At 50.1% G+C, this 25,256-nt stretch carries 19 protein-coding genes, 1 tRNA gene and 1 pseudogene; 8 read left to right on the top strand and 13 right to left on the bottom strand.

Translation table 11 applies throughout. The features are described from left to right. Positions 1 to 173: 173 nt before the first annotated feature. From IPG22_09805 to IPG22_09785, 5 genes and pseudogenes are all read right to left on the bottom strand, one after another. Positions 174 to 9,008, bottom strand: coding sequence for a phosphorylase (locus IPG22_09805; GenBank protein ID MBK6588575.1), 8,835 nt, complete (start codon positions 9,006 to 9,008; stop codon positions 174 to 176). Between the two features lie 437 nt (positions 9,009 to 9,445). Then, a complete protein-coding gene (locus IPG22_09800; protein ID MBK6588574.1) occupies positions 9,446 to 9,721 on the bottom strand; it encodes an ATP-binding cassette domain-containing protein in 276 nt (91 codons plus the stop codon). A gap of 29 nt (positions 9,722 to 9,750) precedes the next feature. Then, on the bottom strand, positions 9,751 to 10,044 hold the full coding sequence (locus tag IPG22_09795; GenBank protein ID MBK6588573.1) for an ATP-binding cassette domain-containing protein: 294 nt from the start codon (positions 10,042 to 10,044) through the stop codon (positions 9,751 to 9,753). Between the two features lie 288 nt (positions 10,045 to 10,332). Next, complete coding sequence (locus IPG22_09790) at positions 10,333 to 10,548, bottom strand: hypothetical protein (protein MBK6588572.1); 216 nt, start codon at positions 10,546 to 10,548, stop codon at positions 10,333 to 10,335. A 93-nt stretch (positions 10,549 to 10,641) separates the two neighbouring features. Continuing rightward, positions 10,642 to 10,704, bottom strand: a pseudogene (locus IPG22_09785) (SBBP repeat-containing protein). A gap of 912 nt (positions 10,705 to 11,616) precedes the next feature. Here IPG22_09785 and IPG22_09780 point away from each other — a divergent pair. The 4 genes from IPG22_09780 (at position 11,617) to IPG22_09765 (ending at position 14,035) form a co-directional block, all read left to right on the top strand. Beyond that, the gene (locus tag IPG22_09780; protein ID MBK6588571.1) at positions 11,617 to 11,880 is read left to right on the top strand and encodes an AbrB/MazE/SpoVT family DNA-binding domain-containing protein; all 264 of its coding nucleotides are present in this window, start codon (positions 11,617 to 11,619) and stop codon (positions 11,878 to 11,880) included. Further along, positions 11,877 to 12,305: a type II toxin-antitoxin system VapC family toxin gene (locus IPG22_09775; protein MBK6588570.1), complete on the top strand. Its 429-nt coding sequence runs from the start codon at positions 11,877 to 11,879 to the stop codon at positions 12,303 to 12,305. Before IPG22_09780 ends, IPG22_09775 begins: the two co-directional genes overlap by 4 nt. A 96-nt stretch (positions 12,306 to 12,401) precedes the next feature. Further along, complete coding sequence (locus IPG22_09770; protein MBK6588569.1) at positions 12,402 to 12,881, top strand: YcxB family protein; 480 nt, start codon at positions 12,402 to 12,404, stop codon at positions 12,879 to 12,881. 377 nt (positions 12,882 to 13,258) lie between these two features. Continuing rightward, positions 13,259 to 14,035: a hypothetical protein gene (locus IPG22_09765; GenBank protein MBK6588568.1), complete on the top strand. Its 777-nt coding sequence runs from the start codon at positions 13,259 to 13,261 to the stop codon at positions 14,033 to 14,035. A 39-nt stretch (positions 14,036 to 14,074) separates the two neighbouring features. Here the strand turns inward: IPG22_09765 and IPG22_09760 are convergent, their stop codons facing one another. From IPG22_09760 to IPG22_09750, 3 genes are all read right to left on the bottom strand, one after another. Next, positions 14,075 to 15,301, bottom strand: a complete 1,227-nt coding sequence (locus tag IPG22_09760; protein ID MBK6588567.1) for a hypothetical protein — start codon at positions 15,299 to 15,301, stop codon at positions 14,075 to 14,077. Then, entirely contained in the window at positions 15,298 to 17,379 is a 2,082-nt protein-coding gene (locus IPG22_09755) for an RNA-directed DNA polymerase (GenBank protein MBK6588566.1), read from the bottom strand. The genes IPG22_09760 and IPG22_09755 overlap by 4 nt, the downstream gene beginning before the upstream one ends. Before the next feature lie 513 nt (positions 17,380 to 17,892). Next, positions 17,893 to 18,567 (bottom strand): hypothetical protein, encoded by a 675-nt coding sequence (locus IPG22_09750; protein ID MBK6588565.1) that lies wholly within the window; start codon positions 18,565 to 18,567, stop codon positions 17,893 to 17,895. Between the two features lie 318 nt (positions 18,568 to 18,885). On the opposite strand from IPG22_09750, the gene IPG22_09745 reads away from it, so the two are divergent. After that, on the top strand, positions 18,886 to 20,532 hold the full coding sequence (locus IPG22_09745) for a PAS domain-containing protein (GenBank protein ID MBK6588564.1): 1,647 nt from the start codon (positions 18,886 to 18,888) through the stop codon (positions 20,530 to 20,532). A gap of 26 nt (positions 20,533 to 20,558) precedes the next feature. After that, positions 20,559 to 21,953, top strand: coding sequence for a sigma-54-dependent Fis family transcriptional regulator (locus IPG22_09740; protein ID MBK6588563.1), 1,395 nt, complete (start codon positions 20,559 to 20,561; stop codon positions 21,951 to 21,953). Positions 21,954 to 21,974: 21 nt separating this feature from the next. Here IPG22_09740 and IPG22_09735 read toward each other — a convergent pair whose 3' ends face one another. The 5 genes from IPG22_09735 to IPG22_09715 form a co-directional block, all read right to left on the bottom strand. Further along, positions 21,975 to 22,286: a hypothetical protein gene (locus IPG22_09735; protein MBK6588562.1), complete on the bottom strand. Its 312-nt coding sequence runs from the start codon at positions 22,284 to 22,286 to the stop codon at positions 21,975 to 21,977. Positions 22,287 to 22,349: 63 nt separating this feature from the next. Then, on the bottom strand, positions 22,350 to 22,643 hold the full coding sequence (locus tag IPG22_09730) for a HigA family addiction module antidote protein (GenBank protein MBK6588561.1): 294 nt from the start codon (positions 22,641 to 22,643) through the stop codon (positions 22,350 to 22,352). Continuing rightward, positions 22,643 to 22,921 carry a type II toxin-antitoxin system RelE/ParE family toxin gene (locus tag IPG22_09725; protein ID MBK6588560.1) on the bottom strand — a complete coding sequence of 93 codons (279 nt, stop codon included), beginning with the start codon at positions 22,919 to 22,921 and terminating at the stop codon, positions 22,643 to 22,645. Before IPG22_09725 ends, IPG22_09730 begins: the two co-directional genes overlap by 1 nt. A gap of 43 nt (positions 22,922 to 22,964) precedes the next feature. Then, on the bottom strand, positions 22,965 to 23,582 hold the full coding sequence (gene rsmG / locus IPG22_09720) for a 16S rRNA (guanine(527)-N(7))-methyltransferase RsmG (protein ID MBK6588559.1): 618 nt from the start codon (positions 23,580 to 23,582) through the stop codon (positions 22,965 to 22,967). Between the two features lie 81 nt (positions 23,583 to 23,663). After that, positions 23,664 to 23,750, bottom strand: a tRNA-Leu gene (locus IPG22_09715). A gap of 175 nt (positions 23,751 to 23,925) precedes the next feature. Between IPG22_09715 and IPG22_09710 the strand changes: the two genes are divergently transcribed. Further along, positions 23,926 to 24,624: a YggS family pyridoxal phosphate-dependent enzyme gene (locus IPG22_09710; GenBank protein MBK6588558.1), complete on the top strand. Its 699-nt coding sequence runs from the start codon at positions 23,926 to 23,928 to the stop codon at positions 24,622 to 24,624. A gap of 35 nt (positions 24,625 to 24,659) precedes the next feature. Beyond that, positions 24,660 to 25,253, top strand: a complete 594-nt coding sequence (locus IPG22_09705; GenBank protein MBK6588557.1) for a YggT family protein — start codon at positions 24,660 to 24,662, stop codon at positions 25,251 to 25,253. Positions 25,254 to 25,256: the final 3 nt, after the last annotated feature.

Raw genomic sequence — 25,256 nt, 5'->3', positions numbered from 1 at the left:
GTAAACTGCGAAACTAGGACATTGCGATCTTGTTCCGGGGAGCCGCAAAGTTCCAGACATGACGGTCTCTGGATAAAAAAGGTTGCTGATCCAAAGAACACGCAACAAAGTATGACGGGTGGCGCCGTTCTACCCTGGTCGCTGACTAAATTTTCGCGGCCAGAGAAGTTACCCTAATCCCGCTCGGGGTTCTCAGAATCTCCCATAACAACGGATATCTCATGGGTTTGCCCGTCTTGGATCAAAGGAATATCCCCCGATGGTAATATCGTTCCATCAAGGCGAACCACTGCTACGCCGCTGCAAATGCCAGATGGGTTTTCTACCTTTATCTTAAATAGCGTTTTTTCCCGGCGATAGTTAATCTCAAAACTGCGCCAGCTTCGGGGAATACAGGGCTCAATTGTTAGAACGTCTCCCTGAAGATGAAAACCAAGTATCGATTCTAGTGCCGCGCGATACATCCAACTGGCTGCGCCTGTGTACCAGGTCCAGCCGCCGCGGCCGATGTGATTTAGTTCGTTATACACGTCACCCGCCACGACATACGGCTCGACCTTATATTTGTGAAGGCCCGCGCGTGTAGAAGCATGGTTGATCGGATTAAGTAAAGCGAAAAGTTCGCCGGCTTTGTCTCCGTCACCGAGCATTGCAAAAGCGATGACCGTCCAGATCGCGGCGTGAGTGTATTGTCCGCCATTCTCACGAACACCGGGAAGGTAGCCTTTAATATAACCGGGATTCACAGGACTTTTATCGAAGGGCGGCGTAAACAGAAGTATTAAGCCGTCGCCACGCCGTATCAAATATTCGTCAACCGATGCCATTGCGCGCGCTGCCTGCTGCGGGTTCGCCCCGCCCGAGATAACGCTCCAGGACTGCGCGATGGAGTCGATCTTGCATTCCTCGTTTTCAGCTGATCCAAGCGGGGTGCCGTCGTCAAAATATGCTCGGCGAAACCAATTTCCGTCCCAGGCGTTCTTCTCAAGGGCGCTTTTCAGATCTTCCGCATGTTTAAGATATATTGCGTTTCGATCTTCTTCGCCCCGGACCTTACAAAAGGGCGTGAACTCTTTTAGTGTGTTGATCAAAAACCAGCCGACCCAGACGCTTTCGCCCAGTCCCTTGTTACCAACGCTGCTCATCCCGTCGTTCCAGTCGCCTGATCCCATTAGGGGCAATCCGTTTATGCCGGTCGCGAGACTATGGTCGACGGCTCGGGCACAGTGTTCAAACAGGGTCGCGGTTTGCACGGAAGTTGTCGGCTTGGTGTAAGAGTCGTCCTGTCCTTCAACAAGCAACGGAGCCTCAACAAATGAAACCATCTCGTCGAAGACTAACTGATCGCCTGTAACATTGACGTAAAAGCTTGCGACGAATGGCAACCATAAAAGGTCATCTGAGAAACGTGTGCGAACACCCCTATCCGATGGCGGATGCCACCAATGCTGCACGTCGCCTTCTTCAAATTGATGGGCCGCAGCGAGCAGGATCTGCTCACGAGCTATCTCGGGCTTCGTATAAACTAACGACATTACGTCCTGCAATTGGTCGCGAAACCCAAAAGCCCCGCCGGATTGATAAAATGCGGAGCGTGCCCAGACGCGGCAAGCGAGTGATTGGCACAAGAGCCAACGGTTTACTATCGTATCTAGAGACGCTTCTGGGGTACGCACTTCGATCGCACCTAGCAGATCGTCCCAATAAGCCGTGACGGCGGCGAATGACTCTTTAACAGTGTTCAGTGCCGTAAACTTTTTAACGGTCTTTTCTGCTTCCTCGTTCGATTCGCATTCGCCTATCAAAAATACGATCTCCCGTACTTCGTCGGGTTCGAGTTCGATCATTGTCTGCAGTGCAGCGCAAGGATCCAGGCCGGCACCAATACGGCCCGACAACTTTTCGCGTTTCAGGGCAGCGGGATCTTCCAGGCTCCCGTTTCGGCCCACAAACTCCTTTCGATCGCACGTGAACGAGGTTAATTTCGCGCTCGTCGCAACAAAGGCAACGCGTCCGGCAAACTCATTATTGTATGGATTCCGTGCGCGGATAAAGCTGTTTGTGTCGTCGATTACGGTAATAATGAACGGCGCCGTTTGGCTGCGGTCAAAACCCAGGACAAGTTCACTGTAGCTCGTAATGGATAACTTTCGCCTGCGGCCGGTTCGATTGTGGAGCCTCAACAGAGATATCTTTACGGTTGCATCGAGCGGAACAAATTGAACGAGCTCCTGGGAAATACCATGGCGCGGATGCTCAAAGATGGTGTAGCCCTGACCATGTTTGATCGTATACGGTTCCGATTCCCGAATTGGTAGGGCTGTGGGTGTCCAAACCGACCCCGATTCTTCATCTCGCAGGTAAATTACTTCGCCGGGCGGATCGCTGACGGCGTCGTTGGACCACGGCGTGAGTCTATTTTCGCGGCTGTTTACCGACCACGTAAATCCCGATCCCGTTTCCGAAACCTGAAAACCAAACTCGCTGTTGTTAGCGATCACATTCAGCCAGGGAGCCGGTGTCCATTGCCCGTCACCCAAAACCGTGACATACTCCTTGCCCTCCTGACCAAATCCACCGAGGCCATTAAAAAAGGATAGTTCTGGCTGCGGCGTCGCTGGTTCAGGATAGTGTCGATTCGGACTTTTGGCGACAAAAGGCCTCGGCAAAGATGTCTCGACGGTTTTACGTAAAAGTTCGTCTTCCAGGCCGCCACGCTCGCCCACGATAACTACACGGGCAACAACATGGAGAAGAATGCGGTCGGCTTCTGGTATTTGATCCGTTCTTCTTAGAAAGATCCCTCCGGTTTTATCCAGCAGATTCGCTTCGCCGCTCGTACGGACAATTCTTGTCAATTCATCCTGAAGCGTCTGCATATAGCTCTGCGCGTTGTCATTAAGGATGACCAGATCAAAGATTAGCCCCTTCAGCCGCAAATATTCGTGAGCATTCAGCATCTGACGGGCAAGCGGCAGGTCTTCGGCACGGTTGATGCGAACAAGAACGACGGGTAGGTCGCCCCCGATTCCATACGGCCAGAGGTCCGACTGTGCTTTGGTATTTAGTTTCAAGACACCCGGACGGGATCGGAGGGTAACATCTGTGTAGAGGATGTGAGCGGCAAGGCGCTGAAATAAATATGCACTCTCCGGCTCAATGTTCAAATGGCGCATTTCGACCTGTGAACGCGTCCACGCCAATGTAGCTTCACGATCGAAGATGCTAACGTCATGATATTTATCGGCAAGCCGCAACGCCTCGTCATGCGAGGCCGCGACCGCCGTTGAAAATGTCACGCAAGCCGTTTCGCGGGGCTCGATACGCATGCAGCATCGCAATGAAAAGATCGGGTCCAGCACCGATCCCACTGTATTTGAAAGTGGGCGGTTTTCTATTACAGCCCTCGGCCCGCGAGTATCATGTCCACGTCCCAGGAACCGGGCCCGATCGGTTTCATACTGGACGGCTCCTACGGTTTCGGCGTCGGTCGCGATCGTGTGTATTGCCCAGATAGGTTCATCCGTTTCGGCCCGCGGACGCCGTTTGGCGATGAGGGAATTTTCGTCGGAATTAAACTCCGTTTCAATAGATAGGTTGCTGAACGCAGGATGCGCGGCATCGGCTTTTGGCGGTGCCAAAACAATTTCCGCGTAACTTGTGACCTCTATCTCTATCGCTTTTGACGAATTATTGGTAACTGCAACACGCCGAATTTCGGCGTTGTCTTCGGGTGAAACAATTATTTCTGTGCGTGTGTCGGTATGGCCGTCACTTCTTTTGATCACCGCTTTATCTTCGGAAAAGGCTACTTCGTAAAATTCCGGCTTACGGCCTAACGGCTGATAGCCGCCCGACCAAACGTCTCCGCTTTCCACATTACGCAAATAGACGAAACTGCCCCAAAGATCTCGTGTAGTATCTTCACGCCAACGCGTTACGGCAATATCCTTGTGCGTTGAATAACCGGCCCCGGAGGTAGTTACCATAACGGAATATATGCCGTTGGACAGAAGCTGAACGCGCGGCGTAATCGTGTTGGGGGTGTTGAAAACCCGTGTCACCCGTCCGGAAAGTTGCCGAACCACACGCCCCGACAGCACCTCTTCGGCACGCGGATGAGAGGCCGGAGCTCCGTGTGGAATCCGCTCCTGCAGCAGTAACTCAGTTGCTTTAACGAGAGGTTCGGAATGGAAACGTTCCTGTATGACATTGGCGTGAACCAGATTGTTAAGCGCAACTAGGATCATTCCCTGATGATGGGCCATGTATGCCTTTACGATCGCAAAGGTTTGATCATGCGGCAGGCGTTCCGTCGTGTAATCGATAGATTCGTAAAAGCCGAAACGGGCGAGCATCCCATTTGTTGCGAGATGGCGAAGGTTGTTCATCGCTTCGTTCGGAGAGATCGCTGCGGCCAGTGCGGTAGCGTAGGGAGCAACGACTAGATCTTCACTCAAACCACGTTTTAGTCCCAGTCCCGGAACACCAAATGCCTGATATTGGTAATTTAGTTGTAGATCCCGGGCATTGAACGCACACTCCGAGATACCCCATGGAACGCTGTTCTTCGCACCATACTCGATCTGTCTTTGCACGACGGCCTTGTAGGTCTGACTTAGTAGCGTCTCTTCATAGTCGTGCATCACGAGGAGCGGCATCAGGTATTCGAACATCGTGCCGGTCCAGGAGACTAGTGCACGGCTTGAGTCTACCGGGGTCAGTGATCGCCCCAGGCGAAACCAATGTTCCTGCTCGACCTCGTCCTTCGCAATGGCGACAAAACTGGCTAACCGAGATTCGGAGGCAAGCAGATCATAAAACGAATTGTCACGCTTTTCCTTGTCCACGTTGTAACCGATGACAAACACCTTTCGTTCCTCATCCAGAAGAAAATCAAAGTTCATTTCTTTGACGATCTCTGAGCTTTGCGAAGCGTAGGAATTCAGATTTGCCAGCGTCCCGAGGGCCGATTGCTCGGCCTTCTTGACCTTAGACATCAGAATCTTGAGAGCGTTGTCTGCGGCGTCAAATCCTGTTCCGCCTACCTTCGAACTCTCGATCTCCAATGTAATCCGGGAGAGTCGAAGCAAAATGCCCTCGTAAAGTTCGGGGAGTTGAGATAACGAAGGGAATAGATTTAAAAGATCCGTTAGTTCCCTCCATTCCTGCTGAATTGAGGGAAAATCACGGTCGATTATCTGGGACAATTTGGAAAAGTCCTTTTCCTGCCAGGGAATAAAAGTTTTGATGTCCCGGAGAAATGTCTGAGCTTGATGCGATAGATCCGACGACCAGAATCCTAACTCGTTAAAATGTTTGCTGCCGTGTTCCAGAGTCAGAGCCCGTGTGATATCCCCTATGACCTCGATATGAGATATCAGGGATTCCAGCAATTTTACCCAGGCATCAGGTGTTTCTACCGGTTGATTTTTTAACAGTCGGAGACTGGCGTCGATCTCCGAATGAAGCTGTTTAATGCTAACCCCTTCGGTACGCCGATTGACTACCCCCATCTGATTTGCTTCTTCACGCATCATTTGGAGTGAATCGGCGAGTCCTTCCATTACGTGCGTGTCGAGCAAATTACGATTCAAGATCTCCATAACGGCTTGCTTGACGGCCAGCAAGTGACCGGCGAGATTCCCGCTGTCCACACTGGAAATATAGCGAGGGGCAAGTGGCGCGAGCGTTTCAGTGTTATACCAGTTTAGGTAGTGTCCGCGGACTTTTTCGAGCTTTCCAAGCGTGGCAAACGTAAGTCCTAGTCTTTCGGTCAACTCAAGCGTGCCTATATAACCAAAATCATGAGCAGAAATTGTCGACAGCAGCAAAAGGCCAATATTTGTGGGCGAAGTGCGGTGAGCGATCTTCGGCTGCGGGTCTTCCTGAAAATTGTCAGGCGGCAGCCAATGCGACTCGTCACCAACAAACGTCTCAAAAAAGCGCCACGTTCGCCTGGCTATCATTCTTGCCAGTTTTATCTGCTCATCGTTTAGGGGGCGCCGTATGTTTGGCGGACGTAGACTTACCCGATACGCGATTAGAGGCGAAACCATCCATAGAAGTAAGAATGGAGCGGCGATCAGCAAAACTGAGGGATGAAACCAGAGAACCAGTATGAAGCTGACGATGGATAAAATAATCGCGACTCCCATTGATCGCAGGTAAGAAGCGGGGTCGTGTTTCGTATCAACCTCGCTTTGCGCGGCCGTCTTCCACTCGAGCAGATTCTTTTGGGATATCAGTACGCGATATAGAGTGCGAATGACCGCGTCAGAATTCGAATATGCCTGATAAGCCAGCACGGCAAAGACGATCAATACCTGCTGTGTGTTGGTCTTTACATCGCCCAAAACACTCCAAAAATGACTCGTCCACGGAATACCCCGGGGATGCGTCATTATATTGGTCTGCAAATGAGCGTAAACGGGAAAGGCTAAAACGAAGACGATGAAGGACGTCCACCATAAGGCAGGCCCGGGCATTAGGGTCCAAATGGTCAGAAGCCACAAAAAAATGGCGGGAGCTACCAGGCTACGACGTAGATTATCGAGAATCTTCCAACGCGAGATTACAGGCAGCTCGTTCCGCATATTCTTACCTTCGCCGTTCTTGACCCACGGCATAAGCCAGGCCGCAATCTGCCAATCGCCACGAACCCAACGATGCGAGCGCTTTGAATATGTATCAAAATGCGTCGGAAAATCGTCGAGCAGTTCGATATCGGTTACTAAACCACATCGAGCATATAGACCCTCGAAGAGGTCATGGCTGAGGACGCAGTTCTCGGGCACCCGGTTTCTCAACGCTGCTGAAAAGACGTCGACGTCATAAAGCCCCTTGCCAGTGAAGCTTCCCTCACCAAATAGGTCTTGATAGATATCCGAAGAGGCAGTAGTGTATGGATCAATGCCCGTATTTCCAGAAAATATCCGGGCAAAATAAGACCGGGACGCACTTGTCAGCGAGATGCTGACCCGCGGCTGCAAAATGCCAAATCCTTTAGTTACCCGCTGAAGACCCTCATCAAAAAAGGCCCGATTTAGCGGATGGGATGCAATGCCGATGAGTTTGCGGGCCGAATCACGCGGCAGTTGGGTATCTGAATCCAGAGTTATTACGAATTTTGTTTTTCTAAGGAGCTCTTCTTCCGCTGTTACGATCGTGAAGCTGGTATTTTGGCTACCACGAAGCAATCCATTAAATTCTTCGAGTTTTCCGCGTTTACGCTCCCAGCCCATCCATTTTTGTTCGCTTTCATTCCACAGGCGTCGACGATGGAAAAGGTGAAATTTCTGACCATTGGTCTGTCTATATTTTCGATTTAAATCTGCGATTCCAGCGTTTGCGGATTCTAGAATTGCCGCATCTTCCATCATTTCTTCAGTCGCGGCATCTCCAAAATCACTGAGCAGGGCAAAATATATGTTGTCGTTATTATTGGCCAGGCTGTAAACCTCGAGCTTTTCAAGCATGCCGGCAACACTCGATTCGTTTGTTAAAAGAGTGGGAATCACAACGAAGGTTTGAGCGTCGGCCGGTATCGCTTTGGAAGTCTCCATTTGAGGCAGAGTCCGCGGTGGGATCAATAGAGTGAAATCCCAGTTCAGAATGCTCAAGGCCATTTCACTCGCCGGGATCAAAGACATTAGGGCAAAGAACACGATAAGCGGCAAACCCGCTCCAAAATGCCATGCAACGGATACTAGCAAGGTGACGGTTAAAACTGTCAAAAATGCTGCAGAACCAAGGTAGGCAAATGCAGGAAACTTGAGGATAAGGGAGACCAGCTTTTCAGAGAATTTATAACGGTAGGCAAATTCCTTTTCGAGGATTGCCACACCCTTATCTATCAGAAAATAGCCGATATGAGATTCTCTCAGATCCTGAGCGTGTGTCGGAAGTGCTGCGGCAGCCAGTTCAACAACTTTGTCCGCAACCGTTAACTCGTCTGTTTTCGTCCGTTTCGCGATCCTCTCAATAACTTTGCGGTAACGGTCACGCGTGGCAAAGTTCATGTCCGAATAGACTTCGGCAGGATCCGTTTGGAGCAGTGGGTCGATCAAACTGACATTCTCAAAAAAAGTGTTCCAGTCGATCGTTGAGAGCAAACGCATACTCGTGATGGCATTTCCGATCGTGACCTGGGTGGTAGCCTGACGCTGATATTCCGCATCAACAATCTCGTGTATGCTCGTCCCTTGTTTATTGAGCCGATCTGACAGCCATTTATATCCGGCAGCAATTAAAAGGTCCTGATCGCGTAATTGACGGGTGAACTGCTCCACATACGCGCTTCCGAACGTCGTTCTTTTGCCCAACCTTTTTTTCAATAATGGCAAGACTTCATTCGGTCGCGTGTTAGCGAGTTCCAACAATTCATCCGCGAGATCGTCAGCTTCTTCACGCTCTTCGCGTGCGACAACGATGAGTTGGGCCAATCTGCGCAGATTTTCTACCAATGCAAAGCGGAGCGTGATCGCGACCGCCCATAATTCACCGATCGTTAACGGTGTGACCGCCTGATAAGCTCGAAGAAATCTAGCAAGCGTGTCAACCTCGAGTCGGCTGTCAGTGTGGGCGATGATCGACATGGCGACCGCATATATTCGCGGAAACCCGGCAAACTCTCCTTCCGACAGTTTTGGCAGCTCACGATAGAAACCAGCGGGAAGATCCTCTTGAATCTCACGCAGTTGTTCCTCAACAATGTGAAAGTTGTCCACAAGCCACTCTGCTGCCTGAGATACTGCTCGTTCTTCACGAATAGCATTAGCCAGAGAATAGTAGGCCGCAATCAGCACCTCGCGATTATCTTCAAGTCGTGGGTGTAATTTCTGAAATCGTTTAGGGAAGTCAACCGATTTATGCTCGTTCGCCAGAATGGCCGCAAACTGTTCTAGGCGTTCGACGCTATAGAGCTCACCGCGAATCGGATCATAATTCTCGTTTTGATTAAAAATATTCTTAAAAAAATCGGACTTCGAAAAAGATAGCTTCGCCATGTTCTTTTTATTTTTTTAACTCAAACCTTCCGGATTCCTAACTTGACCCAATAGCAAAAAGCGGGTGGTTCAGGTTTAACCCTAAATCACCCGACGAGGCCGCGTTCCCTACAGCAAAGTAATGCGGCACTCGCCGCGTCCCTTAAAACCCGTCATCCCCGCTCCGCCCGACTTTTCAGTGATACTAGGCGCCGGGGATAGTGAAGAGACTTTAGATAAGGCTATTAGAAAACCGAGGGAATGTTTGTGTGCTGTCGTACATTCAGCAGAGTTATAGAGGAGTGTGTGATGTGGGCGGCTTCGCTAACGTTCGCGGCATCCACCGCCAGAGCAAAGCGTACGATCGTTTTCCCATTTAAAGATAAGAGCTTCAATGCTACCGAGTTTAAGTCCTCTAAAAAGAATATCTTGCACAAACACCCGACGCCTCGATCAATTCAAGCATATATGCGACTATGATCGGCTTTGCTCATTTCGATGGTTTGCCCGTACTCGATAAGCAAAATGCGGTCGGCTTGTTGTGCCAGCCGGTCGTCATGGGTGATCATCACAAACGCAACACCTCTTTCTCTGTTCATCTCCCGCATCAAACTAAAAACTTCTTCACCTGAATTTCGATCTAGGTTGCCCGTTGGTTCATCAGCCAGAATGATCTTAGGAGAATTTGCGAGCGAGTGGACGATTGCGCATCGCTGGTTTTGGCCGCCACTCATTTCATCTGAATATTTATGGTCTGCTCGCTTTATCCAACTCGGTGCAGAAGTTCCAGAACTCGCGCAGTTTGCTCATTGTTGGGTTCCCCGTGCCGAATTGTGATCGGCATCAATGCATTTTCAAGACAGGTAAACTCATTGAGCAAATAGTGGGACTGAAAGATAAATCCGATCTGTTCGCTTCGGAGGTGAGCCAAACCGTCTTCGTCAAGATCCGAAATATCGATGTTATTTATGAATACCTTTCCGGCAGTCGGAACGTCGAGAGCACCCAGAATGTTTAGCAGGGTTGATTTACCGCGACGCCACCGATTGCCTATCAAACCCCTTCCTCACTGCCTCCCGCCTGAACTCATTGTCATATTTCTTAATGATTTCCAGAGAATCGAAAAGGCGGAATTCGAAATTTCACGTCTGAACCCAGAACTATTCTTAGAAATTCTTTATTTCCTTACCAAAGATATCCAAGTATGTCGTGGCGTTCGCATCGTCTGCTACCGAAGGAGATCGTTGCGGCTTTTCGAGATGGTCAGAAATGACCTTTTAAGACATTTCCGATCAAAATATCACAATCTATTTCAAGCAAAAATAAGTGGACACGGCCAATGATCTTAACCGTGTCCAAGCGTTAGATCGCCTACGATCTGCAGAATTCGGGGAGTGAAGCGGTAGCGTCTCGATGTGATCGTGAAGGTCAACGTTACTCCGTTCGGTACATTGGTAAATGAGAAAATACCGAACGAACTCGTGGTCGTGGTTCGACGAACACCCTGAGTATCTATGATCGAAACCCGTGTGTTCCGCAGAGCGATCCCGGTCGGGGTCACGACACGGCCTGAAACCGTAACGCCCGAGGCTAGTTTGCTGATGAAAACATCTGAGGCTCCACCGACGTTTGGTGCCTGTATAGGACTGGCTGTCGGGAAATTGACCGAGGCTGTCCGGCCGAAAATGTAAGAGTTCCCAAACGAATCGATGGCTATGTCGGCGCCCGAGTCGAGGCCTTAAAGAAAGCATCCGCCGTTGAGGAAACGGCGGCGGCCTCTGGGGTGTTGGAGTTACCCGTGGACGGAAGATAATCGACGGTACGTTGATTAAAAGTATTGTTAAGAAATTCCTTTACAAGGTTGGGAAACTCAGTGTCCCACCAATCGATGAGTCCCGGCCAGCGCGCAAGTCCCGATTGGTTTGTGTACCGAAGCAATTTTGGTTACTTGCGTAAGATTCAACTCATCCGTCGACAGGCCCGTTGGACTTAGACCAAGCCATTACCAATCTTTGAATGAAAGTAGTGGAGAGAAAGTGGATAGAATATGATTTTGTTTTTCCTATTTATTGCATTTAATAGACTTACAGTCTTATTAGGCTCCGACCCTCGGTACCACATTCTTGGAGATACGATAACCGGCGCTCAAGCCGGTTTTTTTGGAGCTAAAATTGAGATGAATTTTTGATCCAAACCCGAATTTTCCCGATTTTCCCCCATTTCCTGCAAAATGCCCATTTTTACTGACTTTGGTCAAAGGACTTTGCCTGATTGTTCACACGAAAACCGGAGATTGGTAAAGTAATTCCCGAGATTGGTCGAACGTGTTTTGAGACTGGAAAACATCAATTTTCGGGGCGCACCGATGCCAAATTTGATGAATTTCGATTCGCCGTCGAATCTCTCTCGATGGGTACTAAGATGGGGATAAGATGGGAAGCGTGCAGAAAATAGAGTCAGTCGCCTTAAAGTCCTTCTCAATTCAAAATTCGACATTCAAATTTCTGCATTGCTTCCCCCACTGATCCCGGAACTTCAGGTGAGAGATGTGCCAAAAAGGAATTTGTAAGACGTTTAACTATTGACTTACTTTTTATGCTCGTGCTACGATTTTGTTTAGGTGGTAAATATGGAAACAACATCTACGACCAAGGGCCAGGTGGTGATTCCCTCAGCCGTTCGTCGCAAGTTGGGCATCAAGGCTGGCACGCGGTTCAGCGTCGAAGTTAACGAAGAAAATACGCAGATCATCCTCACGCCTATCACACGCGAATACATCAAGAGCATGGCCGGAAAGTTCCGTGATCTGCCGCTTATTGAGGATCTGGAGCGAGAGCGTCGGTTGGATAGGGAGCGTGAGGACCGCAAGTTCGATAACCTGCTCGGAAGATGAAAACTCGCCAAACCATCGTATTCGATTCGTGGCCGATGATGGCGTATCTTCAGGGCGAGCCGCCCGTTGACCGGATAATCGACATCCTCGCCGATGCTAATGATCGCGGCGATACCTTATTAATGTCTGTCGTCAATGCAGGCGAGGTCTGGTACTCCATCGCGTCGCGCCGTGGTCCCGAAGCGGCCGATAGTGCTATCGCGATCATCCGCAGCCTCGGTATCGAACTCGTCGACGTCGATTGGGAAACCACCCAGATCGCCGCCCGCTTCAAAGCCAAAGGCGGCATCTCCTACGCCGACTGCTTCGCCGCCGCCCTCTGTCTCAGAACCGCGAGCCGTAGCGACCGGGCATCCTGCGTCCTGCTCACAGGCGACCAAGAGTTCAAACGCGTCGAAGACGAGATCACCATCACCTGGCTCTAGAACTTATTTCCTTTCCTAATTCGTTATTCGTTTTTCAACATTCTGCATTTCCCGGCCTACACTGATACAGGAACTCCGGATTCGCGAGGTACCGAAATGAGTGAGCACATCGTCAAAGTCACGTATACCGAAGAGTTGATCCGTTCGGCGGCCAGGTCTTATTGGAGGCGGGGCTTCGGCAATGCTGGGCTGATCGCGCTTGGCTTGGTTGGTTTTTGGTGCCTTGTGATGGCGTGGCTTCGGGTAGATTCGTGGATACTTAGCTTCTTCGCAGGTGCGTGGGTCATCTGTCTAGTGGTCGTCGTCGTCATATATGTCGGCATCCGCAACCGAGGGTTAAATATCTATCGCAAGATGGACAATAAAACCGCGACGTTCACCTTCACCGAAACAGGCATCGCTATCGAAGCCGACAACGGCAAATCCGAAATTCCGTGGAAGACGATCGATACTGTGATCCAGTATCCCGATCAATGGCTCTTCAGCATCTCCAGCAGCTACCTCACCCTCCCAACCGCCTCTGTAACGACCGAAACCAAAGAGTACATCCTCGCCCACTGCCCCAAAACCAAATGACTGGATACCTATAGGTCGTTCGTCATCCGAAATTCGACATGCAATATTCTGCATTTTGTTTCCCTCCACTGATCCAGGAACTGCGGGTAAAGGAGGTTCGAAAAACCAGGAATAGGGCTTTAAGAATATTCTCTGCGAATTTGCTGGGAACATAGGCAATAGTCGACGCATAATAACTATGTCGAAAGGCTCTTTAAACCTGGGTCAGGTTTAGCGATTGCAATTTCGTACGACTAACAACCGTACTCATCTGACAACGGTAATTATGAGGATGAATAAGCCTAAATGTAAAATAGAATCTCAACTGCCTTATGCGACGCTATTACTCATCGCGAAATCGTAATCGGACACTGGACATAGGCGCCGTATATCTCAAAGTGGACGACTTATATACATTCTTTGAACAGAAGCAATATTTTAAAGAAAAATTAGAAATAAGTGGTAACTCGGTACCCGAGACCGCCCGCCGTTTAGCAAGTTTGGCACTACAGTTTTGTCCTTTTCCCATTAAAGCTTGGCCGGAGGGCCTAAAGACTGAGGATGCCATATTTGATCTGCTGGAATTTCTTTTCGATCATATATCGAAACCCGGTGAATTAGTGTCGATGAGTAACGAAGGTTATCAATATTACGACTTCATAGACTATGACGAGGCACAAGGCAAAAAGGAGTTTCGAGAACTGGCGAATTCCTTCCTTTGCGATTACCGGGATGGATATGAAATTTCAGCGGAAGGGCGAATTCTGAGCTTAGACCCGGAACTTGGTGGTATTCTAAGCGCCGAAATCATACCCTATAACAAGGTCAAGGTTGACGATAAGGTCCGCCTTGCGATTCTAAAGTGGCGCAACCGCCATTTGGATTTGTCACAGCGAAAAGACGCAATCCGTGAATTGGCCGATGTCTTTGAATGGCTGAAAAAATCGGGCGACCTCGGGAAAGTTTTTTCAACTAAGGACGATTCTGATCTATTTAATATTGCGAACAATTTTCATATTCGTCACCACAACCCAGCTCAATCCTCAAACTACGACGAAAGAATTTGGTGTTCATGGATGTTTCATTTCTACCTCGCATCTTACCATGCGCTTGTTCGACTTTTAATTCGAAGGGCCGAGGCAGCTTCTAATGGGAAGGGCGTGGCGATGTCATAAATTTCTGTAGCATCACCGAATTCGAAGTGAGTCTTTAATTCAAAAGTGGAGTCTATTCTGTTGCCTTTTCAGGACAGCTACCCTGTCAATCGATGGTGGCACTGGTTTAAAAGTGTCGTCAGTTCTAGTCAATGAGTATTTCTTGGATTGAAACGCACGGAGGCTCTTGTAATCGATTTCACCAACTAAAATAGTATTATTAAGTCCGCCTTTGAGTTTTAGCAAATCTTTTTTGACTGTCGACGACGGTTGAGTAAGCCTCGAGTCCCCGAATTTGCTGTTGTTAACCTGAGCGACATAACAGTGAATATCTCTGCTCAACGATTCGACGATATTTGAAAAATAACTTACGTCGGCGTTCCACTCGGAAGCAACGATCAGATCCACTTTTGACTGAAACAGTGTCCGATGGGATATGTCAGCCAGTTCTATGCAGTAATATGGAGCAAGGTACAGACCGCGCCAATTAATCAAATCGTATCGAAAGATTTCGGGTTTAGGGATCGTTAATCCTCGTCCATGGACTTCTAACATTTCTTTCGGGGAATAGTGGTTTTTTAGGCGCAATAAAACGACGCAATCATTTACCCCACGCCAAGTGAAGGGAACCAATGTCAACAGAAGGTTGTGCGAGATATTATTGGCGACCCAGTGTTCCAGTCCGGCAACAACAAGTATTTGATGCTGAGCCGAGAATCGAGCCAAATCATGAGCCCAAGCATAGGGCACGGAACATTCTGGTAAGAGGACTGCTTGAACGTTTTCAACTCTCGATGCTTTCAGGAGTTTTGAAAGCACATCATAACGTGCAACGTCGAGCTTAGGTTTTCCTTCGATACTTGCGAGGAAATTCGACTCATCAAGACTCATATTTGCAAACGAAATACGAGGCTTTGCGGTGAATTGATTCTCTAGATCAATCTGAAATTCGCGAATCGAGAAGTCCCCTGAAGATCCTAAAAATGACTGAACCGGAACGGGATTGCTTACAAATAGATTTTTTCGGCGTTTTTCAGCGGATTTTCCGGGAATGCGCCCCGTGTGCATGCGATTTATCCTTTCATAGATTTCAAAGGCCCTGTCGAGGTAATAATTTGATTCTCCAAAAATCGCTGAACGTCCGCAATCATCAGTATTGTTTGCGGGAGTGCACGTATTCTGCATCACGTCAGCGTTTGCAGTGGACAGACAACATTCCCAAAAATGGACTGGTCGCGGCGATGTGTCTAGGAACTTTTGCGAGAAGCTGAAAGGCGATCTCCTCATTTTTCACTCCCATGGAATAGTGGCTCCGCAAGGTTTAGATCAAGTTCTTCGGCTGCCTCGGTAAAGCTTAGTAAGGGTTGCGTTACATAGTTATGCCGGACCATATTACTACGCCGGTACCTAAGAACGAAAGATTCGTCAATCTCGATGCCATATTCTTCAATGGGACTTCGTACAATCGTATGCCATGGAAATCGCTCAGTTTGCAAGGAAATCTTTGTTCGTCGACTGATTTCCGGATGTTCTGCTACAAATTTTGGATTAATACTCAAAGCGAGTTCGAGAGATGCAAAAAGATGTCGAATCAAGGATCTTTTTATCAGCTTGAGAAGACGAGGCGGGTTAGATGTCACGAGATAGATTTTGTCTATCTCTCCCAGCGTATGGGTGAAAAAATTTACAAACCCTTTTCTGTCGTTAGTTATGATCAATAGAGTAAAAACCTTCTCCCACGAGCGATAAAAAATCAAGGTGTTAAGCCCTTGAAAAAGCTTAACAATCTTGCTCGATTCAATTTTTTTCTCCTTGCCACTTCTTCTAAGCGCCGCAAAAATCGAATTCGCTAGGTACACGCTCATACCATATCTATTTTCTTTATAATCTTTAAGGGTCCGGATTTTCCCCTCCGAGTCATCAAAGATTAGGTGATAGGCTTGCTTCTCAAAATACTCTTCCATCAACGCGGAGTCAGGAAGATCTCTAAACTCACTCGATTTAATGCGTAATTCGTGCTTAAGCTTATCCAACGCAGCAATTGACTGAGTGTGATCGAAGAAGAATAGTAGGGTCTTATCTGGCTGTACTGAACAGCCGTCCGCGCAGCCGAGTTTAAACCGTCTGTCATCCGCGTTTTTTGTTCCAACTAATGTAACTAAAGGGTAGAGAGTCCTTAAAACATACCGTTCTAGTTCAGATAAATCCTCCCATGAAAAATCCACAACATCATCATTTTTAGTGGTCTTTGTATAATTTTCAAAGCTGAACTGCGACCCTTGGCATCCGACGTTGCTATCTAAAGCCAAGTCCGGATTCGAAATCACAATTAGAATGTCATCCACATACCGTCCATAGTAGAGCGGGCGCAAATTGCTTACGACTGCATCATCAAAATTTCTCAAGTACCAATTCGCTATGACATATGACGAATTTAGCCCAATCGGCAGAATTATTCGGTCATTATCTTGAATTGAAAATTCACCTGAATCAAGCTCTTTTAGCTTTTGATTGAATCGAGAGTGGATCTCCTTAAACAAACCGTGGAGGAAATCGTTCTCAGGAATGGAACACGCCTTTTCAATCTCACTAAAATTGATTGAAATTGAATAGAAATAATTCTTAACATCCAGACTTAAGATTGCTATGTTTTCGCCTTTAGCTAAACGTTCGCTCGCCTCTCGCATTCCGTCATCCCGCCATTTTTGGTATTGACGAAAGTACGGTTTGAACAAGGCAGTTCCACCCACTAACTCGGCTGTTCTGTCGACTGTTGAAACGCCCTCGGAGCCATCACTTGCGGTCAGAATCAACCGATTTCCAAGACAATGCGGGGAAAGTAGCCGATCAAGTTTATATCCGTATCTCATTATCCAAAGTGTAGCGACAATGTGAAGCTCAACCGGTAACTCGGCGAAGATCGTGGTCCGCGTTACCTCGTATTTCGAACTTATACGTTGATTAGTGACAAAGTTACCTAGCTCTTTCTCGCTACTATGGGGGGCGACTACTTTCTTTGGATATGCGGTTGCAGAGATTTGATTTAAAAAGAAGTTAAAGAACTCCCCGCCCACCTCAGCAGACTCAAGAGCCTTTTCGATTATGTCGAATTTCTTTAGAAAATTCAGTTCTTTTTCTGAATCATCTTCAAGTCCGTAAATCTCGGGAAATGAAGGGGTTGATCTATCATTTAGTCCGGTTTCAAAGATTGCGATCTGTCGACGCTGAATTACCTCATTCAAATCATAATAAATTTGCTTTTTATACTTGAAATAAGCGGTTCTAACGTCGCCCCATTCTTCCGGCTGATATTTTAACTTCAATCTTATCCTAAGCCTCCATGCGGGGTTGAATAGCTTGATCACCTATAGATGTGATACGACTTATACCATATTATTGGTACACCTGAAAGGGTTATTGCGACGTTAGTCGGTTAGAAGTTCTCATTTATGCGCAGACCGCTATGTCGCCTTTGATGGCTTGAGAGTATCGGGGCTCGGAGTCGTTGGGAAACAAAACCACCCCTAGTACAAGTGGGCTTCTGGCCTGATCCACATCAAACTGTTTGAGAGGTCGAACGTCACGACGCATTGGCTGAGGAAGGGTTGGCCTAGGTTGCCGTCCATTATTAGGTCGGTGACCATGACGGGGGTGTCGATGGGGATGCCGTTGGCGGCGAACCGTGGGTTGTCGCTTTAGCACTGGGCGCGTTCTGCCAGGCCAGAAACCGCACGGCTACAATCAGATCGCCGCGATGCGGCGGCGGCGGTAATACTAGATCGTGGGAACGTCAGGGTTTTTAGCCGTTGGCAAGCAGGGATGGTTCTGGCAAAAAATACTTGCCATTGTTGCGATACGCAACCGTGCCGCTCCGGTCTTTAGACCTCGATCAGGATCTCGACTTGGATCCTTCTTTTGGCTTCGTCGAGGAAGCGTTCGATGGCGGTGGCTATTTTTTGGTTGGTTAGGATCTGGCGGAGCTCGGGGCGTTTTTCTTCGAGGGGCGGGAGGAGAAGGCCCGGGGTGCGGCGGCGGAATTCGGGGGTGTAGATGTCGCGGTAGTATCGCTGCTCTTCGTCGGCGGTGACCACGACGAAGGAGCCGAAGCGGAAATCGATGTACTTTTCGATCGCGACGCGCTGGGCGATCAGGCTTTCGAAGGCGTCGTCCTTGACCGAGGCGAAACCGACCTGTTTGAGACGCGTTTCGAAAGCGGCGGTGGTCGGGAAATAGCTGAGCGTTTCGGCGATCTTGGCGGCGATCTCTTTGTCCGTAGGCGCCGCGCGCGGCAGGCGTTCGGCCTCGAGAGCGAAGATGCGCTGGTTGATGAGGATCTGTAGCGCACGGTTGAGGTCTTCGGAACTGGGCTTTTCGAGCGTGATGCCGGGCTGCAGTGCCATCTGCCAGAGAATGTCGGAGTAGGTGATGAGCTGCGGTTTGCGCAGCCCATCGGTGACGACCGCGACCGTTTTGTCCACAACCTCCTGGGCATGGATCGAGAACGCCGTCAGCAGCACGAACAACGCAATTATCGCTTTTTGGCAAGATCTCATGTTTTGTTAGTTTTTCACTCGTTCGGGTGCAGTGTCAATGACTGGAGGGTGAGCATCCTGCTCGCCCGTGGCGTATCTTCTTCTCACCCGAAGATCTTCACCGTCGGATGCCTCGGTGTGGCGAGCAAGATGCTCACCCTCCAGTCACGTAATTCGCCCTTGCTTACGCGCGGGCTTGTGCCACGGGCCGTTAAACTTCTTGACACAGTGTTTAATATCGTTTTTAATTAGAGAGGAAGTTTTCTGATTGCTTCCCTTATCACTTTGCTCCTAAACGGCCGTTCACATCTATCCGATTCACCCGGCTGACCGTAAATAATGCTGACATCTTCGCCGCCGAAAAAAGACGCGAGCAATTCTGCCTTGGCAGCGCCTGCGGAAGATAACTCTAATGAACTTAGGTTCATATCGGAGTTAGGGCGGAGCCTGCTCTTTACGGTGCACCCCAAAAAAGTCGCGAACCGCGTCGCGGGCGCCATACTCAATGGAGTAGATGCGGTGACGTGCGTGTTTGTTGCCGAGCTTGACAGCATCGGCTTGATCACCTGTGAAATGGGCCGCGATGGCGAGTGTGAGGATGGTTTGCTGCGACGCGAGAAGTTTGAAAAGTGGCTGAGTTTTATGCCGCCGCAGGTTGGGTATTCTGAGACCGACGCAGCGGAATTCATGATCGCGGGCCAGGAACATGCGAGTGAATATATCTCACCGCTTCACATTAACGGCGAAATACGCGGAGCGATCATCGTCGGATTTGAGACTGCGGAGGAATTTTCGGAACGCAAAACACGCCTGATCGAGGCCGCTACCACGATGGCCGCGATGAGCGTGAATCTGTCGGCTCATTACGAACTCGCGCTGCACAATTCGATCAACGAGGCTCGCGAGGAACATCGCAAGTTTACGGAATCTGTGCTCGACGCATTGCCGGTTTCGCTTTACGTCGTCGACCGCGATTACCGCATCGTCACCTGGAACCGCCACCGCGAGGTCGGCGCTCAGGGAATACCGCGTGATATCGCGATCGGCAGGAACGTTTTTGACGTACTTGAAAAATACCCGCAGGGACGCGTTAAAGAGGAATTTGAACGCGCTTTCCGCACCGGCAGGATCGAACGCATCGAGCAGCAAACAGTCGCGGACGACGGTTCGACGCGGCATTGGATGGTCAGCAAAGTCCCGATGAAAAACGCCGACAACGGCGACGTCACGCACGTGATCACGGTCGGCGAAGACGTCACAATGCGTGTCGAGGCCGTGCAGGCCGTCAACCGTGCCGAAAAACTCGCCGCGGTCGGCCGTCTCGCCGCTGGTGTTGTTCACGAAATAAACAATCCGCTCGCCACGATCGCCGCCTGTGCCGAAGCTTTGGAACAGCGCATCGACGAAGGTGCTTTCGAAATGTCGGAATCTGCCGACGACCTGACCGAGTATCTCGGCTTGATCAAAAGCGAGGCGTTTCGCTGCAAGACGATCACGACCGACCTTCTCGATTTTAGCCGCATCCGCGCGGGCGAACGTACGCCGATCGATGTGGGCGACGTCGTCCGCTCGACGGCGAATCTTATTTCTCACCAAAAACGCGGCGAAGGCATTTCGCAGCGAGTCGATATCGAATCCGACCTGCCGTACGTTTCAGCCGACGGCGGCCAGATACAGCAAGCCGTGATCGCCCTCGCGACGAACGCGATCGACGCGATGACGGAGGGCGGAATTCTCACATTCCGAGCCTTCACAAAGGGCAGCCGCGTCGTCATCGAGGTCGAAGACACCGGTTCCGGCATTGCGCAGGAAGACATGTCGAAGATCTTTGAACCCTTCTTCACAACCAAAGAGGTCGGAAAAGGCACGGGTCTCGGCCTCGCGGTCTGCTACGGCATTGTTTCCGAACACGGCGGACGCATCAGCGTTCGTTCGACGGTTAACAAGGGCACAACCTTCAGCATCTTCCTTCCAGTGGCCAGATAGCCGCAATTCTTCCAACCCCCAAACAAATGGCAAAACTATTAGTAGTCGACGATGAGAAGAACCTTAGAATGGTGGTTCAAAAAGAAATGGCCCGCCAGGGCCACGAGGTCGAATGCGCCTCTGACGGCGAAGCCGCGTGGGAAATGCTCGAGGAGCAGGACTTCGACGTGCTGCTGTGCGACATAAATATGCCGCGGCTCGACGGCATGGGATTGCTCCGACGCACACGCGAACGCAGCCAGAATCCGCCCGAGGTCATCATGCTCACGGGTCAAGCGACCGTCGAATCGGCGATCCAGGCAATGAAACTCGGCGCGTACGATTACCTCACCAAACCCTACCGCATCGGCGAACTCTCGGCTCTTGTAACCGCCGCCGCAGAAAAACAGCAGCTCAAGGTCGACAACCAACGCCTGCGCGCCCAGATCGCTCGAACACATCAATCGCTGCCGGAGATCGTTGCCGAATCGCGGCAGATGAAGGAAGCGTTGCGGCTCGTGCAGCGTGTGGCTCCATCGGATACTTCGGTAATGATCACGGGCGAATCGGGCGTGGGTAAGGAGTTGATCGCGCAGGCGATCCATCGTCTGAGCCGCCGTGCGGACAAGCCTTTTATCGATCTGAACTGCGCAGCTTTGCAGGATACTCTGCTTGAGAGCGAATTGTTCGGCCACGAAGCGGGAGCGTTTTCGGGAGCACGGGTTCGTAAACTTGGGCTGTTTGAGATAGCGGACGGCGGGACGATATTTCTTGACGAGGTTATGGAAATGCCGATGCAGCTTCAATCGAAACTGCTGCGGGCACTGGAAACGCGTTCGTTCTTCCGCGTCGGTGGTGTGAAAAAGGTCGAGGTCGATGTTCGGCTAGTTGCCGCAACAAATCGGAACAAAGAGCAGGCGATCAATGACGGCATTTTCCGCGCCGATCTGATGTACCGGATCAACAGCTTTGAGATCGTTATCCCGCCGCTGCGTGAGCGTCGCGAAGACATCGAGCCACTCGCGCGTCACTTGCTCCACAAACTAGCCGGAGCCGGTGCACCCGAAATGTCCCCCGCGACGATCGAGGCTCTTTCAGCATTTGACTGGTCAGGCAACGTCCGCCAGCTCCGCAACTGCCTCGAGCGCGCCTTGTTGCTCTGCGACAACAACATGATCACGCCTCGCGAACTGCCGCCCGAGATCGCATTCCGAACCGAAACCCCGAGCGTCTCAGTCAGCTACAACGCCCCGCAGGCAACGCAGAGCGTCGGCACATTCCAAAATTCCCCATCAAACAACCTCCGCGACGTCGAACGCCAACAAATAATCGGAGCCCTCGAAAAAACCGGCTGGCACCGCGGCAAAACCGCCGAATTGCTGGGCATTTCGCCTTCGACGTTGTATCGACGGTTGAGGGAGTATGATCTGGATGTGAGGTAACGTGAAAGAAACCGGTCAAAACTATTGCGAAGAACGAACTGTTAACTCAAACGGTAAGTCCCATCGCCGGAACGAGCTAACTTTTGGCTTCTCGGCTTCGAACTTCTTGATCGGCAGATTTCCCTTTCCTAAAACGTCGAGAAAATCTTTAGACAACGAGCCGAGCGGGCGAGTATCTGAATACGCGTGCGTTCGGAGTTCGCTTTCGGATCCGTTCGCAAAGACAAGATAAGTTTCATTGAGAGCGAAATGATAATCGCAGATGGATCCCCTGTTATCACCATTCGAGCCCCACATTTCATCCGTCACCAAGACGACGTTTGAAGCTGGCATCTTCCGGGACTCCATTGCGAAACGCACATTGGATCACCTTGCGAAGTACCCGAGTAAGCAAATCTATGTGGCCCTCAGCGTTACCTTTCCGACCCCGCTCAGGTTGACATGCTGTCGAGCCTGCCACAGATCGTAGTTGTACTGCATTGCCAACCAGCTTTCAGCGCTTCGTCCGAGAGCTTTGGAGAGCCGTAAAGCCATTTCCGGGCTGACGCGGTTTGTTCCGTTCAAAACCCGGCTTAACGTTGAAGCCGCGACTCCAAGTTTTGCTGCAAGCTCGCGGCCGCTTATGTTGTTAGGCTCCAAATAGATATCGGCAATGAATTCGCCGGGATGTGGCGGATTGTGCATGGTCATTAGTGATAATCCTCGTAATCTAAAATGTGAGCATCGCCGTCATGAAATTCAAACGTCATACGCCAGTTCCCGTTGACCCAAACCGACCAGCGAGAAATCTCTTGACCTTTGAGCCGATGGAGCCGAAAACCCGGAATCTCCATATCAACGATCGATTGAGCAGTATCTAAAGCCGCTAATAACATTCGGAGACGTTTGGCATGGTGCGGCTGAATGCCTACGACGCTTCCCGATTCAAAGTACTTCTTGAGCCCCTTGTGCCGGAAAGACTTGATCATACCTAACTATACACCGTTGCCCAACACGCAACAAGCAAATTTGTTATGCGCTCAAGATCTTAATTATGTACAAGAACCGTTGTTCCGAAAGCGGCATTAGTTTCTTTTTGAAAAGGACGTTTTGACCCTCGAGGGCCTTTTGAAGGTTTTCGCCGCCGAAGAAGAGGAGTTGGGATTTGCCGGACCATTTGATCAGGCGGGGCAGTTTTTCCGTGAATTTATCGAGAGCACGGCAGGTTACTGCTTCGCAATGGCCGAGGTTTGTTTCGGAGAATTGCGTTGGCGATAGGCGCGTGCGGTGTTTTAGTCTGAGTTTTTCGACCGCAAGGGTTAGGAACTTGGACTTTTTTTCTTTTGATTCGATAAGCACGGCTTTGAGGTCTTCGCGGGCGAGCAGGCACGGTATCGACGGCAAGCCGCCGCCGGTTCCAACGTCGGCGAACCAGATGCCGTTCGGCAGATATTCGAGCAGCGTGAGCGATTCCAGGATGTGGCGAGTCGCAAATTCCTCAGGCGTTGACGGGCCGACAAGGTGGAGGATTTCGTTGTGTTCCTGGATCAGGTCGTAATAGTCGGCGAGCCGCTCGACGGCGTCGTCAGCAAGCTCGATGCCGAATGTCGCCTGGTTATCTCTGAGACCTTTTATGAATTCTGTTCGCATAATAGTGAGTTTCACGCAACGTCGCTAAGAACGCAAAGAAAATCGGGAGTCGACATAGTACCGACTCCCGACTCGTAAAATTGGTGCGGACGAATGGAATCGAACCATCACGGGATTGCTCCCACAGGCTTCTGAGACCTGCGCGTCTACCAGTTCCGCCACGTCCGCACGTTTGGCGAACCTTGAGAATACTAATTCGGTACGAGAAATTCAAGATGACAAGTCAGAACCGCCTTGCGTAAGCGGGCGGTAAGGCGGCCGAGATCCGAGGATATTGGGTAATATCGCGATCGTTCCGCCCGCTTACGCGAGGCGGTTCTGACATTTTTGCTATATTGGATACGTGCCAAGCCATCTCGCCGACAATCTGAATGACATCCGCGAGCGTATCGTGAATGCGGCAAAATGCTCGGGCCGCGATCCATCGGACATAAAGTTGGTTGCCGTGAGCAAAACGCATCCGGTCGAGACATTGCGGGAAGCGATGGATGCGGGAGCCACGGTTTTTGGTGAAAACAAAGTCCAAGAAGGCGAATCGAAGATCCGCGAGATCGGCCGCGGGGATGTTGAATGGCATTTGATCGGCCATTTACAATCAAATAAAGCCCGCAAGGCGGCACAGCTTTTTGACGTTATCCAATCCGTCGATTCCATCGAACTCGCGGAGCGGCTCGAGCGTATCTGTATTGACGAAGGCCGCGTTGAACTGTCGGTTTTCGTGCAGGTCGATCTGGCGGGCGAAGAGACTAAATCCGGCATTCCTGAGAGTGAACTGCCGAAATTAGTTGCTCATTTGAAAACCTGTAAACGGCTGCGATTTGACGGTTTAATGGTTCTTCCGCCGTTTTTCGATGATGCTGAAGTGACTCGGCCATTCTTCTGCAGATTGCGAGCGATCCGTGATGAACTCGCTGCTCAAAATGCGTTTTCGAATGTCCGCGGTGAGCTTTCGATGGGAATGAGCCATGATTTTGAGGTCGCGATCGAAGAGGGTGCGACGGTCGTTCGAGTGGGAACGGCGATTTTTGGAGGAAGAGTTTAGCCACAGAGAACACAGAGGGCTTACTTTGTAACGATATGCTTTCAGGTTTAGTTTATCCAATATTTAGCCTCATTGTCTGGTGCGTTTTTGGCGTGTTTCTGGGCATTTTGCTGTTGCGGCTGATATTTAATTACAGCGATCCAAATCCCTTTGGCAAGGTCGGCAGGTTTGGGTTTAAGGTGCGAAAGGCGACTGAGCGGTGGGTTTATCCGGCGACGAGGTTTTTTGCGATGTACCGCATTGATACGAGGCTCGCACCGCTGGTGACGATATTTATCGGGCTTGTTATAACCTACTTTTTCACGCAGATAATCGGGAATACTTTTTTTGTGATCGATGGGCTCTCGGCCGGTGTGATGGCCGGGAATCCTAAGGTGATCATCGGTTTTATTCTCTACGGTTTGCTTAGCATTCTGGTGCTGTTTATCTTCCTGCGATTTCTGGCTTCGTGGTTCGTCTTTTCGCAAAAGACGTTCTTTGCGCTCGTCATCAAAGTAACCGACCCGATCATGCTGCCCGTCCAGCGGTTGATACCGCCGATCGGGATGTTCGATATTTCGGCGATGCTCGTGCTTTTGGTTATCAGCTTTTTGCAGTCGATAGTGCTGAACATATTTGTCCGAGGCTAGGAA

This window comes from Acidobacteriota bacterium (assembly GCA_016703965.1).
Taxonomy (GTDB): Bacteria; Acidobacteriota; Blastocatellia; order Pyrinomonadales; family Pyrinomonadaceae; genus OLB17.
The sequence above is the reverse complement of the archived record's forward strand: the minus strand, read 5'-3'. Positions and strand labels throughout refer to the sequence as shown.

Excerpts from the sequence above, each read along its gene's own strand:
- IPG22_09745 (MBK6588564.1), top strand. The coding sequence starts at position 18,886 with ATGCTGACATCTTCGCCGCCGAAAAAAGACGCGAGCAATTCTGCCTTG.
- IPG22_09780 (MBK6588571.1), top strand. The coding sequence starts at position 11,617 with ATGGAAACAACATCTACGACCAAGGGCCAGGTGGTGATTCCCTCAGCC.
- IPG22_09775 (MBK6588570.1), top strand. The coding sequence starts at position 11,877 with ATGAAAACTCGCCAAACCATCGTATTCGATTCGTGGCCGATGATGGCG.
- rsmG (MBK6588559.1), bottom strand. The coding sequence starts at position 23,582 with ATGCGAACAGAATTCATAAAAGGTCTCAGAGATAACCAGGCGACATTC.
- IPG22_09740 (MBK6588563.1), top strand. The coding sequence starts at position 20,559 with ATGGCAAAACTATTAGTAGTCGACGATGAGAAGAACCTTAGAATGGTG.
- IPG22_09805 (MBK6588575.1), bottom strand. The coding sequence starts at position 9,008 with ATGGCGAAGCTATCTTTTTCGAAGTCCGATTTTTTTAAGAATATTTTT.
- IPG22_09725 (MBK6588560.1), bottom strand. The coding sequence starts at position 22,921 with ATGATCAAGTCTTTCCGGCACAAGGGGCTCAAGAAGTACTTTGAATCG.
- IPG22_09705 (MBK6588557.1), top strand. The coding sequence starts at position 24,660 with ATGCTTTCAGGTTTAGTTTATCCAATATTTAGCCTCATTGTCTGGTGC.
- IPG22_09760 (MBK6588567.1), bottom strand. The coding sequence starts at position 15,301 with ATGAGGAGATCGCCTTTCAGCTTCTCGCAAAAGTTCCTAGACACATCG.
- IPG22_09770 (MBK6588569.1), top strand. The coding sequence starts at position 12,402 with ATGAGTGAGCACATCGTCAAAGTCACGTATACCGAAGAGTTGATCCGT.
- IPG22_09750 (MBK6588565.1), bottom strand. The coding sequence starts at position 18,567 with ATGAGATCTTGCCAAAAAGCGATAATTGCGTTGTTCGTGCTGCTGACG.
- IPG22_09800 (MBK6588574.1), bottom strand. The coding sequence starts at position 9,721 with ATGAGTGGCGGCCAAAACCAGCGATGCGCAATCGTCCACTCGCTCGCA.
- IPG22_09735 (MBK6588562.1), bottom strand. The coding sequence starts at position 22,286 with ATGCCAGCTTCAAACGTCGTCTTGGTGACGGATGAAATGTGGGGCTCG.
- IPG22_09730 (MBK6588561.1), bottom strand. The coding sequence starts at position 22,643 with ATGACCATGCACAATCCGCCACATCCCGGCGAATTCATTGCCGATATC.